The 15,472-nt window shown below is 70.4% G+C and carries 16 protein-coding genes; 9 read left to right on the forward strand and 7 right to left on the reverse strand.

Annotation, left to right across the window (positions count from 1 at the left end; all coding sequences use genetic code 11):
• Positions 1–175: 175 nt before the first annotated feature.
• Both ACNFOC_RS01960 and ACNFOC_RS01965 read left to right on the forward strand, forming a co-directional pair.
• Positions 176–1,006, forward strand: coding sequence for a DUF1684 domain-containing protein (locus ACNFOC_RS01960; RefSeq protein ID WP_416955914.1), 831 nt, complete (start codon positions 176–178; stop codon positions 1,004–1,006).
• 207 nt (positions 1,007–1,213) lie between these two features.
• Complete coding sequence (locus tag ACNFOC_RS01965; RefSeq protein WP_416955915.1) at positions 1,214–2,194, forward strand: ArsR/SmtB family transcription factor; 981 nt, start codon at positions 1,214–1,216, stop codon at positions 2,192–2,194.
• A 77-nt stretch (positions 2,195–2,271) separates the two neighbouring features.
• Here ACNFOC_RS01965 and ACNFOC_RS01970 read toward each other — a convergent pair whose 3' ends face one another.
• Together ACNFOC_RS01970 and ACNFOC_RS01975 are read right to left on the reverse strand one after the other, a co-directional pair.
• A complete protein-coding gene (locus ACNFOC_RS01970) occupies positions 2,272–3,657 on the reverse strand; it encodes an NtaA/DmoA family FMN-dependent monooxygenase (protein ID WP_416955917.1) in 1,386 nt (461 codons plus the stop codon).
• Positions 3,654–4,754 (reverse strand): LLM class flavin-dependent oxidoreductase, encoded by a 1,101-nt coding sequence (locus tag ACNFOC_RS01975; RefSeq protein WP_416955919.1) that lies wholly within the window; start codon positions 4,752–4,754, stop codon positions 3,654–3,656. The genes ACNFOC_RS01970 and ACNFOC_RS01975 overlap by 4 nt, the downstream gene beginning before the upstream one ends.
• 420 nt (positions 4,755–5,174) lie before the next feature.
• Between ACNFOC_RS01975 and ACNFOC_RS01980 the strand changes: the two genes are divergently transcribed.
• Entirely contained in the window at positions 5,175–5,945 is a 771-nt protein-coding gene (locus ACNFOC_RS01980; RefSeq protein ID WP_416955920.1) for an alpha/beta fold hydrolase, read from the forward strand.
• Between the two features lie 4 nt (positions 5,946–5,949).
• Here the strand turns inward: ACNFOC_RS01980 and ACNFOC_RS01985 are convergent, their stop codons facing one another.
• Both ACNFOC_RS01985 and ACNFOC_RS01990 read right to left on the reverse strand, forming a co-directional pair.
• Positions 5,950–7,185 (reverse strand): 4-hydroxybenzoate 3-monooxygenase, encoded by a 1,236-nt coding sequence (locus tag ACNFOC_RS01985; protein ID WP_416955922.1) that lies wholly within the window; start codon positions 7,183–7,185, stop codon positions 5,950–5,952.
• A 57-nt stretch (positions 7,186–7,242) separates the two neighbouring features.
• Positions 7,243–7,680 (reverse strand): hypothetical protein, encoded by a 438-nt coding sequence (locus ACNFOC_RS01990; RefSeq protein WP_416955924.1) that lies wholly within the window; start codon positions 7,678–7,680, stop codon positions 7,243–7,245.
• A 282-nt stretch (positions 7,681–7,962) separates the two neighbouring features.
• On the opposite strand from ACNFOC_RS01990, the gene ACNFOC_RS01995 reads away from it, so the two are divergent.
• From ACNFOC_RS01995 to ACNFOC_RS02005, 3 genes are all read left to right on the forward strand, one after another.
• Entirely contained in the window at positions 7,963–10,149 is a 2,187-nt protein-coding gene (locus ACNFOC_RS01995) for an MMPL family transporter (RefSeq protein WP_416955926.1), read from the forward strand.
• 311 nt (positions 10,150–10,460) lie between these two features.
• Positions 10,461–10,736, forward strand: a complete 276-nt coding sequence (locus ACNFOC_RS02000) for a DUF5133 domain-containing protein (protein WP_416955928.1) — start codon at positions 10,461–10,463, stop codon at positions 10,734–10,736.
• Positions 10,733–11,155: an SsgA family sporulation/cell division regulator gene (locus ACNFOC_RS02005; protein WP_416955930.1), complete on the forward strand. Its 423-nt coding sequence runs from the start codon at positions 10,733–10,735 to the stop codon at positions 11,153–11,155. The genes ACNFOC_RS02000 and ACNFOC_RS02005 overlap by 4 nt, the downstream gene beginning before the upstream one ends.
• A 23-nt stretch (positions 11,156–11,178) precedes the next feature.
• Here the strand turns inward: ACNFOC_RS02005 and ACNFOC_RS02010 are convergent, their stop codons facing one another.
• Positions 11,179–11,961 carry a maleylpyruvate isomerase family mycothiol-dependent enzyme gene (locus ACNFOC_RS02010; RefSeq protein WP_416955932.1) on the reverse strand — a complete coding sequence of 261 codons (783 nt, stop codon included), beginning with the start codon at positions 11,959–11,961 and terminating at the stop codon, positions 11,179–11,181.
• Between the two features lie 75 nt (positions 11,962–12,036).
• Entirely contained in the window at positions 12,037–12,399 is a 363-nt protein-coding gene (locus ACNFOC_RS02015; RefSeq protein ID WP_416955934.1) for an STAS domain-containing protein, read from the reverse strand.
• A gap of 183 nt (positions 12,400–12,582) precedes the next feature.
• On the opposite strand from ACNFOC_RS02015, the gene ACNFOC_RS02020 reads away from it, so the two are divergent.
• Positions 12,583–13,044: an ATP-binding protein gene (locus ACNFOC_RS02020; RefSeq protein WP_416955936.1), complete on the forward strand. Its 462-nt coding sequence runs from the start codon at positions 12,583–12,585 to the stop codon at positions 13,042–13,044.
• Positions 13,045–13,172: 128 nt separating this feature from the next.
• Here ACNFOC_RS02020 and ACNFOC_RS02025 read toward each other — a convergent pair whose 3' ends face one another.
• Entirely contained in the window at positions 13,173–14,069 is an 897-nt protein-coding gene (locus ACNFOC_RS02025; protein WP_416955938.1) for an alpha/beta fold hydrolase, read from the reverse strand.
• Positions 14,070–14,323: 254 nt separating this feature from the next.
• On the opposite strand from ACNFOC_RS02025, the gene ACNFOC_RS02030 reads away from it, so the two are divergent.
• Together ACNFOC_RS02030 and ACNFOC_RS02035 are read left to right on the forward strand one after the other, a co-directional pair.
• On the forward strand, positions 14,324–15,151 hold the full coding sequence (locus tag ACNFOC_RS02030; protein WP_416955940.1) for an alpha/beta fold hydrolase: 828 nt from the start codon (positions 14,324–14,326) through the stop codon (positions 15,149–15,151).
• Between the two features lie 118 nt (positions 15,152–15,269).
• Positions 15,270–15,449 carry a hypothetical protein gene (locus ACNFOC_RS02035; protein ID WP_416955942.1) on the forward strand — a complete coding sequence of 60 codons (180 nt, stop codon included), beginning with the start codon at positions 15,270–15,272 and terminating at the stop codon, positions 15,447–15,449.
• Positions 15,450–15,472 lie beyond the last annotated feature (23 nt).

Below are 15,472 nucleotides of genomic sequence, written 5' to 3' on the forward strand. Positions count from 1 at the left end.
GGGGCGACCGGCGTATCGACCAAGGCCGCGTCAGGGTCCCGGCCCCTGGAAGGCCTGCACAGTCCTGACAAGAAGCTGTCACACGCGGACCGGAATCCCTCGCCGGGCGGCGGGGGTTGGCACTGGTAGCGGCCCGCTTCGAGACCGGGCCTCGCGTGACGAAGGAGCGACGACCATGACGACCGTTGACCTGACGACGACGGACCTCCAGGCCTTCACCGAGGACTGGCTGGAGTGGTATCGCGGGCAGGAGGAACGGCTCGCCGCTCCGCACGGGTTCCTGGCGATCACCGGGCTGCACTGGCTCGACGAGCGGCCGCAGCGGTTCCCGGACGCGCCGGGCGCCTGGTGGACCGACGACGCCGGGGTCGCCGTGGCCCTCGACGACGGTGAGGAACTCGTCGTGGACGGAACGCCGGTGCGGGGTGAGCACCGTTTCGGTGTGCTGCCCGAGCGGGGCGGGGTCGACGCGGGCTGGGGCGATGCCGTGATCGAGGTGGCCAGGCGCGGCGGCAACGACATCGTGCGACCCCGGCACCCGGACGCGCCGCTGCGCACCGACTTCGCCGGTACGCCTGCCTACGCGCCGGATCCCCGCTGGGTGGTCCGGGGACGCTACACAGCCTTCGACACGCCGCGTCCGACGACCGTGGGCGCGGCGGTCGAGGGGCTGGAGCACGTCTACGACGCGCCGGGCCGGGTCGAGTTCGAGCTGGACGGGCAGCCGCTGGCCCTGACCGCGTTCCCCGGACGTGCGCCGGGCGCGCTGCTGCTGCTCTTCACCGACGCCACCTCCGGGGTGACCACCTACGCCGCGAACCGGGCCCTCGCGCTGGCCCCGCCGGCCGCCGACGGCACGGTCGTCCTGGACTTCAACCGTGCGACGAACCTGCCGTGCGCCTACACCGACCTGGCCACCTGCCCGCTGCCGCCTGCCGAGAACCGGCTGCCGGTGTCCGTCGAGGCCGGGCAGAAGACACCCCGTGAGCGGGGAGGAGCTGTCTGACCGTCGCCCCGGCTGCGTCCTTGACATCACCGGGCCGCAGCCGGGCTCGTCGAACCCGGTAGCTCGCCGTGACACGGTACGGCCATCCGTCTCCCCCTTCGACAACCATGCGCACCCCTCAGTCGTCCCCCTTAATGGCGCGCCCGTCTTCGCGCGGCCGTGCCCCCACCGACACCGCGCACGGACGACGCTCAGGAACGAGGCCGCATGCTCCGTATCCACTTCACCGCGCAGGACCTCCAGAACATCCGGGTGGCCCGCCGGCCTCACGCTCTCTGGGAACTCGTGTGTGGTGTCTGCCGGTTGGACGCGCGGCAGGGGGCGCTCGAGTTCGGGCACTGGCGCCGGTCGGTGCGCGAGGGGCTGGCGAAGGATCCGCGGGCCCGGCGGGCCCTGTTGCCCTTACAGACGCTGATTCCGCCTGTGGGCTACATCCCCGACTTCCTCACGCCGTCGGTCACGGGCGGCGGTCTGGCCGTCGCCCTCGACGAGGTGCGGTCCACCTCCCGGACCCGGCTGACCCGTGAGCTGGGCAGGCTCGCCGAGTCACGTCCGCTGCCGTCCTGGGTGTCGACCCTCGACCGGCCGGGCGCCAAAGCCCTGGGGACGCTGACGCGAGCCCTGGAACTGTCCTACAGGACGCTGCTCGAACCGTATTGGCCCCGCATCCAGACAGCGGTCGGCAACGACGTCGAGCTGCGGTCCCGCGCGCTCCTGGACGGCGGCACCTCCGCGCTGCTCAACACGCTGCGCCCGCACGCCCGTTGGCACGCTCCCGTCCTCGATGTGGAGTATCCCGTCGACCGCGAACTCCACCTGGAGGGCCGCGGCCTGCTGCTCGTCCCGTCGTACTTCTGCTGGCGCAGGCCCACCGCCCTCGCGGATCCCACGCTGGGGCCGGTGCTCGTCTATCCGGTCGCCAAGCAGCCCCTGGAGATCGTGCGGGCGAGCAAGGACGGGCTGGAACGGCTGTTGGGCCGGACCAGGACGGTCGTGTTGGCGGATCTCGCCAGCCATGGAGCGCGTACGACGTCCGAGGTGGCCTCGGCGGCCAACATCGCGCTGCCCAGCGCCAGTTACCAGCTCGGCGTGCTGCGCGACGGAGGTCTGATCGCCAGCCGCCGGGAGGGCCAGTTCGTACGGCACTCGGCAACTCCTCTGGGCCTGCGCCTGCTTGACGGGCGGTGACCGCGCGAACCTCGGCCGGCACCAGTTGGACCGGCTTCGAGGGGGACGGTGGCCACCGCGTCCGCGGTGCCGGCGGGTCAGCCCGCCCGGCGTCGGTCCGTCGTGGTGCGGTGGGTGAGGGGTTCGCGCAGGGCCAGGTGTTCGCGGAGGGTCGTACCGGTGTAGTCGGTGCGGTAGACGCCGCGTTCCTGGAGTGCGGGGACGAGCAGGTCGACGATGTCGTCGAGGCCGTCGGGGATCAGGTACGGCGTGACGTTGAAGCCGTCGACGGCGCCGTGCCGGACGAAGTGGGCGAACTTGTCCGCCAGGCCCGCCGGGGTGCCGACATGGCCGCGCTGCGGGCCGAGCGCGATGACGGTCTCGCGCAGCGACCACCGGTTCGCGTCGGCCTTCTCCCGCCATTCGGCGACGACTTGACGGGGATCGGCGATCCGCCGTGCGCCGAAGGAACCGTCGTTCTCGGCGACGACCGGGTCCTCCTTGGGCAACGGCCCGTCGGCGTCGCGGCCGGAGAGGTCGAGCCCCCACAGGAGTCCGGCGATGCCCAACGCGGTTGCCGGGGTGACCTGTTGGAGGCGGATCCAGCGCTTCTTCTCCGTGGCGCCGATGATGATCTCGGTGCCGGGGAGGATGCGCAGGTCGTCGTCGGGGCGGCCGACGGCCCGCAGCCGTCGCCGCAGGTCGTCGGCGAAGGCGAGCGCGTCGTCGAAGTCGTTGCCGTGCGCGGAGAAGATGACGTCGGCGTTGCGGGCCGCGAAGTCCCGGCCCTCGCCGGAGTCCCCGGCCTGGAAGATCACCGGATGCCCCTGGCCGCTGCGCGGCAGGGTGGGTGCGAGGTCGACGTCGAACTGCGCTCCCTGGTGGCGCACTTGGCGTACGGCGCCGGGTACCGCCCAGTGCGGGGCGCCGGCCGCGCCGGACACGGCCGCGTCCTCCCAGCTGTCCCAGATCGCGCGGGCGACGGTGAGGAACTCCTCGGCGCGCCGGTAGCGGTCGGCGTGGTCGAGGTAGCCGCCGCGGCGGAAGTTGGCGCCGGTCCAGGCGTTGTCGGTGGTCACCACGTTCCAGCCGGCCCGGCCCTCGGAGAGCAGGTCGAGGCCGGACAGGCGGCGGGCGAGGTCGGCGGGTTCGTTGAAGGTGGTGTTGGACGTGCTGACCAGACCGATCCGGTCCGTCACGGCGGCCAGCGCGGCGAGTTGGGTGATGGCGTCCGGCCGTCCGGCGACGTCGAGGTCGTGGATCTGACCGTCGACCTCGCGCAGCCGCAGCCCCTCCCCCAGGAAGAACGCGTCGAACAGGCCCCGTTCGGCGGTCTGCGCCACGTGCCGGAAGTTGGCGGGGTCGATCTGCGAACCGCTGGCCGGGTCCGACCAGACGGTCCAGTGGTTGACGCCCTGGAAGAAGACACCGAAGTGGAGTCGGGCGTCCGGGCGGGGGACGTCGAGGGGGTCGGTGCGGGTCATCGGACATCCTCCTGGGCGGCCGCGGCGGCGTAGCGGTTGGCGGGCCGGTCGAGGCCCAGGTGGGTGCGCAAGGACGCGCCGGGCAACGGGCGTACGGCGTGCCGTCGTTCGAAGAGATGAGGCAGGACCAGCCCGGACAGTTCCGGGAGGTCCTCGTCCAACACCAGCGGGTGCAGGCGCACTCCGTCCACCACGCCTCTCAACTCCCCCAGCAGTACGGCGAGTCCGGCGGCCGAACCGATGTGGCGCAGCCGTCCCCGGTCACTCCAGGGCCCATGCCGCTCAAGGTCGGCGACGCGTTCCTCGGCCGTGGCGTAGGCGGTGTCGAGGGCGACTTCGACCTCGGCGAAGGTGCGCGGTGTTCCGGCGGCGGACGCGCTCGCGGTGACGGCGGCCAGGTCGCGGCCGTCGACGAGGGCGACGTCGAGGTGGTCGCCGGGCACGCGGTCGGGGTGGCCGAGCACGACGAGTTGGCCCTGAGGTGGACGCGGCACGATCGCCGGGCCCTTCACCGTGTAGGTGTCGCCGGTGAAGTCGACGTAGTGCAGCCGCTCGCGGTCGAGGTAGCGGCTGGTGGCGACGGAGCGGATGACGGCGTCGTCCTCCCAGGAGTCCCACAGGGCGCGGACGACCTCGACGCCGTCCCGGGACTCGCGGGCGCGGGCCGCGGCCCCGTCGACGAACGGGCGCCCCCAGACGGCCGCCGCCTCGGGCCGTGTCTCCTCGCTCACCACCCACCCGGCGCGCCCGACCGAGATGTGGTCCAGGGACGCCAACTGGCTTGAGACATGGAAGGGTTCGGCGTAGGTGAGCGGCACGACCGGCGCGACACCGACGACGCTCGTCGACGCGGCGACGAACGCGGCCCGCTCCACCGCGCCGATCCGGCCGACCGCGTCGGGGCCGGTGCCGGGCGGGAGCACGCCGTCGTCCAGGGTGAGCAGGGTGAACCCGGCGTTCTCCGCGGCGGCGGCGACGCGGGCCACCCGGCGCGGACTCAGCAGCCGGTCGGGCGAGTGGGCGGCGCGGCGCCAGGCCGCGGGATGTGCGCCGTCACCGTCGATTTCGAGGGCGAGCCGCAGGGCGGGGCCGGACATGGGGGTTCCTTCCGAGAACACGTCGAGACGGCCGGCCCGAGGGGCCGGCATGAGTCAGGGGCGTGCGGAAGGACGGACGGCGGAGGCGGTACGGCAGTAGTCGACATGCCGTCGGATGATCAGCCGCGCGCCCGGGACGGCACCGTGGGGTGCGGCGTCGCGTACGCGCATCGGGGCCTCCACCCGTCCGGGAACGATCGCCTCAACTTACGTCGTCGGCCCGGGAAGATGTCAATAAAGCGTTGGCCGTGCTCACGAGCGGACTGCTAACTTGCCGTAGGCCGTGACAACGCGCGAGGAGGTGAGACCCATGAACGCAGTATCCAGGTGGGTGCTCCCCCTCTTCTCCACGGTTGGGCCGGCGACCTAGAGGTCGCAGGGAGCGCCGCACGACAAAGCGCTCCCGAAAGGCAACACCCCATGAATTCACCGCACTTCCACTTCACCGCCGAGACCACGTCGAACGGCGTCGTCCAGCACGACTTCACCATGGGTGAGGTCACCGGCGCCCTCTGGTCGCCCGAATCCGGTGCCGACCGCGCGCCCCTGGTCCTGATGGGGCACGGCGGCGGCAACCACAGGAAGTCCCCCGCCATGACGGGCCGCGCCCAACTCCTCGTGGCGGACGGCGGTTTCCATGTCGCCGTCATCGACGCCCCCGGCCACGGCGGCCGCCCCCGCACGGCGCACGACGAGCGGGAGATCGCCACGATGCAGAAGGCGATGGCGGCGGGCGAACCGGTCGGCGAGATCGTCGTCCGCTACAACGCCCACCTCGCCGAACGCGCCGTACCGGAGTGGCTGGCGACCCTGGACGCCCTCCAGGAACTCCCGGAGATCGGCACCGAAGGACCCGTCGGCTATTACGGCCTGAACATGGGCACCGCGATCGGGGTACCGCTGACGGCCGCCGAACCCCGCATCACCGCCGCGGTGTTGGGCCTCTTCTGGTACGACGAGACCCTCGCCGAGGCGGCGCGGCGGATCACCGTCCCGATCGAGTTCGCGCTCCAGTGGGACGACGAGCACATCCCCCGCACGTCCGGTCTCGCGTTGTTCGACGCCTTCGCCTCGAAGGAGAAGTCGCTGCACGTCAACTCGGGCTCGCACAAGGAACTGCCCAGGTTCGAGGCGGACAGCGCGGTCCGCTTCTTCGCCCGGCACCTGACCGTCAGCGGCCCTGCGGAATAGCGCCTCAACCCGGCTGCGGCCCGGCGTCCTCTCCGAAATCCATCCCCGTCATGAGTTCGGAGAAGGCGCCGGCCGCGCCGGCGGACGTGAAGAGCCGGTCGAGCCGTGCGCGGGCCAGACCGCGGTGAAAAGGACCGGAGTCGGTGGCGTCACCGGCGTCATGGAGCATGCGGGTCATCCAGTGCGAGAACTCCTGGTCGCTCCAGACGCGGCGCAGGCACCGCCGCGAGTAGCCGCGCAGGGCCGTGTCGTCGTGGTCGTGGACGGAGTCCCGTACGGCTCGGGCGAAGAGATCGGCGTCGTAGAGAGCGAGGTTCATCCCCTTGCCGCCCATCGGCGAGACGATGTGCGCGGCGTCGCCGACGAGGAAGAGGCGGCCGTACTGCATCGGGTCGTGGACCAGGCTGCGGAGCCGGAAGATCTCACGGTCGGTGATCGGGCCGGAGACGAGGTCCGGGTCGCCGAGCCGGGTGCGCAGCGCGTCCCAGACACGGGCGTCGGACCAGGCGTCGGGGTGGTCGTCGGGCGGGCACTGGAGGTAGTAGCGGCTGGTGTACGGGCCGCGCGGGAAGTGGGCGGCGAAGCCCTGCGGGCTGACGGCCAGGAGCGGGTGGGCCGGCGGGGGCGCGTCAGCCAGGACCGTCAGCCAGCCGATCCCGTGGTCGAAGGCGTACGGCGTGAGGACGCCGTCGGGGACGGCGCCGCGGCTGATGCCGTGGTCGCCGTCGCAGCCCGCGACGAAGGAGCAGGTGATCGTACGGAGGCTGCCGTCCGCGGTGCGGTAGCGGACGGTGGGGTGGTCGCCGGTCAGGTCGTGCAGGGAGACGTCGGCGGCTTCGAAGCGCAGGTCGCCGCCGTCCTCCAAGTACGCGGCGGTGAGCTTCTGGACGAGCATCTGCTGGGGGCAGAGGCGGGCCGTGGGGCCTTCGGAGCCGTCGTAGTCGTTCACCAGATGGGGCTCGCCGTCGACCCGGAGCTCCAGGATGCCGTCGTGCGGGACGCCGCCCAGGACGCGGTCGGCCAGCCCCCAGGAGTCGAACATCCGCACGGCGCGGGTCTCGACGATGCCGGCCCGCTGGCGCTGTGCCACGTACTCGCGGGTCTGCCGTTCCAGGACGACACAGTCGATCCCGCTGCGCCGCAACAGGTTGGCGACGGTCAGCCCGGCCGGGCCCGCGCCGATCACCACCACGGTCGTGGATTCCGGCGGCTCGCTCAACTCCCGTGCAGTGTCGGTCACTTGACCACCTCCGGGAGCACCCTACCGACGCCGGGGGCCCGGCCGGCCGGCAGCCGGTCACTTCACCTCGATCGTCACCTTCCAGGTCTCGACGAGCAGGGGGCAGAGGCTGCCGGGGTCGGGGGCGCAGCGGCGTTGCGCGGTGACGGTGGCGGTGCCGGCGGATGCCGCGTGGAAGACGGCCGTGGCGTCTCCGGACGGGTACGTGGCGTCGGAAGCATGCCCGAGCACCGCGGAGTTACCGGACTCCGGAGCGGTCCAGGTGTAGGTGAATCCACGCTCGCGTGAGTGGGTGAGCCGGATCTCGACATCGCCACCGGAGCTTGCGGGCACCGTCCGGCCGTTGTCCGTGTTCGTGAGGACGACGCGCGCGACCAGGCGTGCGTGTGGTGCCTGGCTCGGGGCGGCCGCCGCCGGCGTCCCCGCGGATGTCGTGACGGCCACGAGGACCAGCCCCGCGGCTCCAAAAGCCGTGGACCACTTCGTTGCTCCCATGATTTCCTCTCCTCGCACCCGCCGGGCCGGCGGTCTCCGGAAGCGGCGAGCGTGCCGCCCAGCGGCACAACGTGGTGGAGGAGGACGGGTCACAGACAACCACCCGTTCGTGCGGACCTGTGCCGCAGCAATGCGTGTGTTATGAATCTTCACGCGTGACCGATAGGACAAGAAGACAGACAACCGTTCGACCGGCCCACGGGTGAGGACCGGTCGGGGTCGCCGATGCCGGGGTCCGCTCCCCGGGCTGCGGTGATCTTCCTTCCCAGGAGGACCTCCCGCATGTTTCGACGTATTGGCAGTGGCGTCGTCAGACACCCTGTCTGGACGATCGTGGCATGGCTGATCGCGGCGGTGGCGATTGTCGCCACCGCCCCCGGCCTGCCGTCCAACAGTGACGAGAGCAGTTTCCTGCCCAAGAGTTACGAGTCCATCAAGGCGGCGGATCTCCAGGTGAAGGCGTTCCCCAGCGCCTTCACGCCGTCCGCGATCGCGCTGTACCAGCGCACCGACGGCGGCAAGCTGACCGCCGCCGACAAACAGGATGTCGCCCGCATCACGACCGAACTGGGCAAGAAGCACATCGACCAGGTGCAGAAGGTGGTCCCCGGCCAGCCGTCCAAGGACGGCAGGTACACCATGACCCTGGTCCAGATGGACAGCAAGAACGCCGGTCAGCCGGTGCAGGCGGATGCCGCGAAGGTGTTGCGCGACGACGTCAAGCAGCTCGCCAAGGGCACCGACCTCGACGTGAAGCTCGGCGGTTCCGCCGCGCAGGCCCTCGACCAGCAGGACTCCTCGAAGCGCGGCGAGGCGCTGATCGGCATCGGGACCTTCCTCATCATCCTGGTGACCCTGCTGATCATCTTCCGCGCGCCGATCCTCGCCGTCCTGCCCCTGGTCCTGATCGGAGTGGTGGCGTCCATCGCCAACGGGCTGATCGCGTACGCCACCAAGCTGTTCGGCCTCCAGGCCAACAGTTCCGTCTCGTCGATCCTGATCGTCGTGCTGTTCGGCGTGGGCACGGACTACTTCCTGTTCCTGATGTTCCGTTACCGGGAACGTCTGCGGGCGGGTGACGAGCCGAAGCAGGCCATGGTCAACGCGGTCGCCCGGGTCGGCGAGGCCATCGCCTCGGCCGCCGGCGCGGTCATCATCGCGTTCCTCGCGCTGGTGCTGTCCACACTGGGCTTCCTCAAGCAGATGGGCCCGGCGCTGGCCATCTCGGTCACCGTCACCCTGATCGCGGGCCTGACCCTGATCCCGGCCGTGGTGTCGCTGATCGGGCCGAAGGTCTTCTGGCCCTCCAAGTCCTGGCAACAGGAGCCGCAGAACGCCCGGTTCGCGGCTCTCGGACGCGGTGTGCAGCGCCGGCCCGCACTGACCGCCGCGCTCTCCGGTCTCATCCTCGTCGCCCTGTCGCTGGGCACGCTCGGCTACAAGGCGACCTTCGACCTGGCCTCGGGTTCCATGCCCAAGACCAAGGAGTCGATGGTCGTCCAGGACGAGATGCAGAAGGCGTACTCGGCGGGCGCCGCCGCCCCGACCGACGTCTACCTCTCCAGCACCGACGGCCGGCCGCTCGACAGGGCCGGTTTCACCGCCTACGCGGAGAAGCTCGGGGCCGTCGACGGGGTCGCGAATGCCCGTATGAGCCAGGTCAACCAGGCCGGTACGACGGCGGACTTCACCGTCACGCTGAAATACGAGGCGTCCACGGAGAAGGCGATCGACGCCGTGGGCCGGGTGCGGGACGTCGCGCACTCCTCCGCGCCCGACGGCACCGAGGCCCTGGTCGGCGGCATGTCCTCGATCTACAAGGACATCAACAGCGCGGTCAACCACGACTACCGGACCGTGTTCCCCGTCGCCGCCCTGCTGATCATGCTGATCCTGGGGCTGCTCCTGCGCAGTGTCGTCGCACCGTGGTACCTCATCGCCTCGGTGGGTCTCGGCTTCGGCGCCACTCTCGGCGCGACCGTCTGGATCTTCCAGGACGCGCAGGGACACCCGGGGCTGATGTTCATGCTCCCGGTGATCATGTATCTCTTCGTGGTCGCCATCGGCACGGACTACAACATCCTCATGATCGCCCGGCTCCGCGAGGAGGCCCGCGAGGGCCGCGATCCACGCGAGGCGGCGAGCATGGCGCTACGGCACGCGGGGCCGACCGTGGCCGCGGCCGGTTTCATCCTCGCGGCGACCTTCGCCACGATGATGCTGGCCGGCAACGCGCTGCTCACGGAGATGGGTTTCGCCGTCTCCTTCGGCATCGCCGTCGCCGCCTTCGTGATGGCGATGTTCTTCACGCCGAGCCTCACCGCCCTGATCGGCCACGCCGCCTGGTGGCCCGGCCACGCCGACCGCACCCCGGAGACCGCGGGCATCGGTTCCGACGCCACTGGGCCGGCCTCCGGCACAGGGGACCAGGACTCGGTGAGCCAGCGTCCGGCGGGCCGCCGCAACTGACGACCAACAACCAACAACACCGCGGGGCCTGTCCACCGATCCGTACGACCGGCGGACAGGCCCCGCACTGTTGCTCCCGATGGCATCCGACGCGGGACATGTGGGACTCACCGAGTTCGTCGGCGGTCGGCGTGACCGCGCGCAAGCAGTCTGTTTCGAACCCTACGGACGGGGCACTAGCGAGCGCAGTCCAGTGCTTCGGCAAGCAGGCACGCTTCCTTCCCGTCCGAGGAGTGTCATCGTGCCCCTTCCCTCTCATAGCGACCGCGTGTCGACGAGTCCGGGCTCCGCCGAGAACGTGGAGGCCTGACGTGATCGTGCCGAACCCGGCAGTGCTGCAACAGGCGGTCGACCGTTACCTGGCACTGGCGGCCGACGGGGACATGGCCGTCGCCGTGCCCCTGCAGAACGCCGCCTACACCCTGTGCGTGCTGACCGGCACCCGCACCGTGGAGGAGGCCATGGCCGCCGTACGTCTGCTGCACTCCCGCGCCACGGTGTCCGGTGCCTCCTGTCGGCAGCCGTTCGCCGTCTCCTCGGGCTCCTCGGGCGGAAACGCTTCCGGGGAACGGAAGTTGGTGTCGTGACCCAGCGCCCGGGCAGCACTCCGCTGAAGGTCGGCACGACCGGCTTCGTGGTGCTGGCGGACGACGAAGGGGCCGTCGTCGCCGTCGAGTTGGTGTACCGGCCGGACGACTGTCTGGCGGTACGCCTGGTGTTGCTCGGGCCCGACGACATCGAAGTCACCTGGGCCTTCGCCTGGGAACTGCTCGCGCTGGGCCTGGTGTTCCCGGCGGGCGACGGAGACATCACCGTACGACCCGCGCCGGGCCCGATCGCGGGCGTCGAGGTGGCCCTCGTCTCACCGTCCGTCGCCCGCGTGTGGCTGCCCGCGGAGAACACCGCGGACTTCGTGCGGAGGGTACGGAAGAGAGTCGGCCGGGACATCGGCGGTATCGCTCCGGCGCTCGACCTGGAACTCGCCGCGATCACCAGTGGGGCGTAGGAGGCGGCCCGCGTCGTGCCGGCCTACACGCTCGGGTCCCAGGCCAGGAGCAGGTCGAAGAGACGTGGGTCGCCTTCCACCTTCAGGGAGTTCACCGGGATGCGGGCGTACAGGGCCAGGACCAGGTCACGGGCCGCGCCCTGGAGAGTGGCGTCGGCCGGGTCCGGGGCCTCGCCGGAATCGGCGGCGGGCGCGGGGAGTTCGGTGACCCGTGCGCCGTCGGCGGAGAGCGAGAGGCGCCAGGAACGGCCCTCGGTGGCCTGGTAGTCGACGACAGCGGGCTCGTGCGGCCAGGAGTCCGTCCCGGCGCAGCAGGTGGACAGGAACTCGTCGACACCGTCGAGCGCCGCCTCGTCCGGGAGCGGCTGGGCAGCCCCCGAGGTGATCTGGGCGTCGTACGTGTGCACCATGGCCTCCTGGACCTGGTGCCGGGCCACGGCGCCGGAGGTCTGCGGAGACCGCGACCCGCCCCACCATGTCCAGCAGCCGCGATCCGGGCCGAACTCGCGCAGCGCGCCCAGCAGTTGGTCCGTGGACTCGGCCGACCAGGCCAGCAGGGCCGCAGGCTCCCGCGGCGCTTCCGGGACGGTCACGTCGGGGCGGGCGTCGGCAGGCCCCGCGGCGACGATGGCGGCCCAGCTGCGGTGCACCCCGCCCAGGTGCTGCACCAGATCCCGCAGCGTCCACTCCGGGCAGGTCGGCACCTGTACGTCGAGGCTCGGCGCGGAGGCGATCGCGGCCCGGAACGCGACCGACCGTTCGTCGATCAGCCGCAGCAGGACGGGAAACTCCAGGATCTCTGTCACGCGGAGTGTCTACCACCGTGCTTCGACAACCCGCCAACGAATTCACGGCCGCCCGGAGTCACTTCTCCCCAACGGTCAGCCTTCCAGGGCCTGTTGAACCGTCGGGTGACAGTCGATGAATCCGTCGATACCGACGAGCTGGATGATGCGCAGCACGGGTGGGGCGGCCTCGGCCAGGCGCAGCCAACCGCCTGCCGCCGCGAGAGCCGTCCGCACGGCGATGAGAATGTTGATGCCGCTGGAGTCCATGAAGGTGACATGGCGCAGGTCGATGACAACGCGCGGTGCGGCGCCCTCCGGCAGCTCCAGCGCCTTCCTCAGCGAGCCGCCCGTCTCCTGGTCGATCTCTCCGGCAACAGTCACGACCAGGGTGCCGTCGACGACGTCGGTCCTGACCGACAACCGCCCCGGCTGCCCCGCGTGTTCGGTGTCCACCATCTGTCCTCATACACAAGTCGGTGAGCGCTACGGATCAGGATTTCATCCGAAGTGCTGCCCCGCATCGTACGGTTGATGCTTGTGTCCGGTGGAGCTGTCCGACGGAGCCGGCAGAGATTGACGGAGTGCGCGTTGCTTGACGGGGTATGCGCCGGGCACGCGGAAGGGGGTGAAACGATCCGGATGGAACCAGATTCATCGGAGGACGACGACACAGCGCCGCAGGCCCGGGCCCTGCGGTCCACCGTGGCGTTGGACGGGGACGGTTCGTGCATCGCCGAGGCCCGCCGGCTCGCCGCGACATTCCTCGCCCGGGCCCAGGCCGAATATGGACTGCCGGTGTCGGCTCGTGCCATCGACCTCACGCAGCTGGTCGTCAGCGAGTTGGTCACCAACGCCCGGAAGTACGCGCCCGGCCCTGTGTTGATGGATCTACGGATCGTCGACGCCCTGGTCGAGGTGGAGGTGTGGGACTCCGACCCGGTCCTGCCGGTCGCCCGTGCCGCCGACGCCCAACGGGTGGGGCAGCACGGCCTGGAGATCGTACGGGCCGTGGCACGCGGCTTCGAGGCCCAGCGCGAACCGGTCGGCAAACGCATCACCGCCCGCATCCCCTTGACGGACACCCCGGATGGCACGCCGTAGGCGTGAGCGCTCCGGATCGCCGGCGGGTGGGACACAAGTGCCGTGTCACGGTCTACGTCCTCAACTATGTTGCCTGTCCGGCCACTTGAAGCATCGGCAAGGAAGCGTGCCCGGACCGGGATCGGCGGTCAGGCGTTCACCGTCTCGGCGTGGTGGACGAACTCCCCGATCCGGTCGGCGAGTTCGGGCCACAGTTCCGGCGGAAGGTTGTGGCCCATTCCCTCCAGGATCAGCAGGTCGGCGCCCGGTACGGCGGCGGCCGTGGCGCGGCCGCCGCTGATGTCGCAGACGATGTCGGCGGCGCCGTGCACCACCAGGGTGGGTACGCACAGTGACCGCAGCCGTTCGGTGCGGTCGCCCGTGGCCACCACCGCGAGGCCCTGGCGCTGGATGCCGAGGGCGTCGTAGCCCCGGTCGAAGACGCGTCCCGAACGCTCGGCCGCAGCGGTCGCGTCGAACGCGAAGCCCGGGGACACGGCGAGCCGCAGGGCGCGCACCTGCCACTCGACGAAGGCCTCCCGGTCCTGCGGTGGTGCTCCCAGTTCGGCGAACAGGGAGAAGTCGGCCTCCCCGACGCCGGGTTCGCCGGTCGTGGACATCATCGAGGTGAGCGAGCGGGTCCACTCCGGGTACTCGATCGCGATCATCTGGGCGATCATCCCGCCCATCGAGGAGCCGACGAGGTGGACGCCGGTGAGGCCGAGCGCGTCGAGCAGGCCCACGGTGTCGGCCGCCAGGTCGGAGAGTGTGTAGGACGCCGTGGAGAGGTCGCCGGCCAGGGCCGCCGCGAAGTCCGGCACGGGTGCGTCGCGGAAGTGGGTCGAGCGGCCGGCGTCGCGGGTGTCGACCCGGATCACGTGCAGACCCCGGTCGACCAGAGCCTGGCAGAATCCCTCCGGCCAGTTGATCATCTGGGCGCCGGCTCCCATGATCAGGAGGACCGGCGGGGCCTCCGGGTCACCGAAACGTTCGTAGGCGATCTCGGTTCCGGACGGGCCGACGTTCCGTACTGTCAGTTCTGGCATGGCCGAAGCGGTAGCCATCGCACGGGCGGGAGAGATCGAACCACGGTCTGACGTTTTTCGCTCCGCCCCCGGGTTACGGTGGAAGCGGCCAGGAGTTCCCTCGACACGCGGAACTCCCTCGCCTCACCTAGAGTGTTGTGGACGACGTGCTCATTCCGGTCGCCTCTCGCCGCTGACCCTTTGCCGTCGATTCCCCGTGTGACGTACTCAAGAAGTTCGATCAAGAAGTTCGATCATTTCGAGAGGAACACACCATGCCCTTCGCCACCAGTACGGACGGCACACAGATCTTCTTCAAGGATTGGGGATCGGGGCAGCCCGTCGTCTTCTCCCACGGCTGGCCGCTGACCGCCGACGCGTGGGATCCGCAGCTGAAGTTGATGGCCGACAACGGATTCCGGACCGTAGCCCACGACCGGCGTGGAGGCGGGCGTTCCGGTCAGCCCTGGGACGGCAACGACCTCGACACGTACGCCGACGACCTGGCCTCGGTCATCGAGGCCCTGGATCTCCGCGACGTGATCCTGGTCGGGCACTCGACCGGCGGCGGTGAGGTCACCCGCTACATCGGACGGCACGGCTCCGGCCGGGTCGCCAAGGCCGTCCTGGTCGGCGCGATCCCGCCGCTCATGCTCAAGACGGACGCCAACCCGGAAGGGCTGCCGATCGAGGTCTTCGACGAGATCCGCAAGGGCGTGGAGACGGACCGTTCGCAGTTCTACAAAGATCTCAGTGCCCCGTTCTTCGGCGCCGACCGGGCCGATTCGACCGTCACCCAGGGAACCCGTGACGAGTTCTGGCTCTGGAGCATGACCGTGGGAATCAAAGGCGCCTATGACTGTGTCAAGGCATTCTCCGAGACCGACCTCACCGAAGACCTCAAGAAGATCGACGTCCCCACATTGATCGTGCACGGCGACGACGACCAGATCGTTCCCATCGTGGCCTCCGGCGACAAATCCTCGAAACTCGTCAAGGACGCGGTCTACAAGGTCTACCCGGGCGCTCCGCACGGCCTGGCGATGGTGCCGAAATTCGCCGAGCGGTTCAATTCCGATCTTCTCGAGTTCGCCCGGAGTTGATCGCTGCGGCCCCGGCGCCGAGTCCTCCCGGGGCGTTTGAGTCCGCGCCCGGCGGGGACCCGAACGGTTGACTCAAGGGACCGAACATTCCACACACAGAGAGAGAAGTTGAAGCGCTGTGACCGCGCGCACCGTAAAGAAGGAAGAACTGCATCTGCCGCCCGAGACCGGTTGGGCGAAGGCCCGTCGCCGCGGCGGCAAGGCAGTACGGACCTGCATCCCACCCGTCGACGACAGCAGCGCGACACCGCCTCCACAGACACTCACCGAGGGCAACATCGTCAGAGGGGACGACTGACGAGCCGGAGGAACAGGGGCCGG

The organism is Streptomyces colwelliae (genome assembly GCF_048158785.1).
In the GTDB taxonomy this organism is placed as follows: Bacteria; Actinomycetota; Actinomycetes; order Streptomycetales; family Streptomycetaceae; genus Streptomyces.

What these genes read in the sequence shown, in the direction of transcription:
- ACNFOC_RS01960 (WP_416955914.1), top strand. Translation starts at nt 176, where the DNA reads ATGACGACCGTTGACCTGACGACGACGGACCTCCAGGCCTTCACCGAG.
- ACNFOC_RS01965 (WP_416955915.1), top strand. Translation starts at nt 1,214, where the DNA reads ATGCTCCGTATCCACTTCACCGCGCAGGACCTCCAGAACATCCGGGTG.
- ACNFOC_RS01970 (WP_416955917.1), bottom strand. Translation starts at nt 3,657, where the DNA reads ATGACCCGCACCGACCCCCTCGACGTCCCCCGCCCGGACGCCCGACTC.
- ACNFOC_RS01975 (WP_416955919.1), bottom strand. Translation starts at nt 4,754, where the DNA reads ATGTCCGGCCCCGCCCTGCGGCTCGCCCTCGAAATCGACGGTGACGGC.
- ACNFOC_RS01980 (WP_416955920.1), top strand. Translation starts at nt 5,175, where the DNA reads ATGAATTCACCGCACTTCCACTTCACCGCCGAGACCACGTCGAACGGC.
- ACNFOC_RS01990 (WP_416955924.1), bottom strand. Translation starts at nt 7,680, where the DNA reads ATGGGAGCAACGAAGTGGTCCACGGCTTTTGGAGCCGCGGGGCTGGTC.
- ACNFOC_RS01995 (WP_416955926.1), top strand. Translation starts at nt 7,963, where the DNA reads ATGTTTCGACGTATTGGCAGTGGCGTCGTCAGACACCCTGTCTGGACG.
- ACNFOC_RS02015 (WP_416955934.1), bottom strand. Translation starts at nt 12,399, where the DNA reads ATGGTGGACACCGAACACGCGGGGCAGCCGGGGCGGTTGTCGGTCAGG.
- ACNFOC_RS02020 (WP_416955936.1), top strand. Translation starts at nt 12,583, where the DNA reads ATGGAACCAGATTCATCGGAGGACGACGACACAGCGCCGCAGGCCCGG.
- ACNFOC_RS02025 (WP_416955938.1), bottom strand. Translation starts at nt 14,069, where the DNA reads ATGCCAGAACTGACAGTACGGAACGTCGGCCCGTCCGGAACCGAGATC.
- ACNFOC_RS02030 (WP_416955940.1), top strand. Translation starts at nt 14,324, where the DNA reads ATGCCCTTCGCCACCAGTACGGACGGCACACAGATCTTCTTCAAGGAT.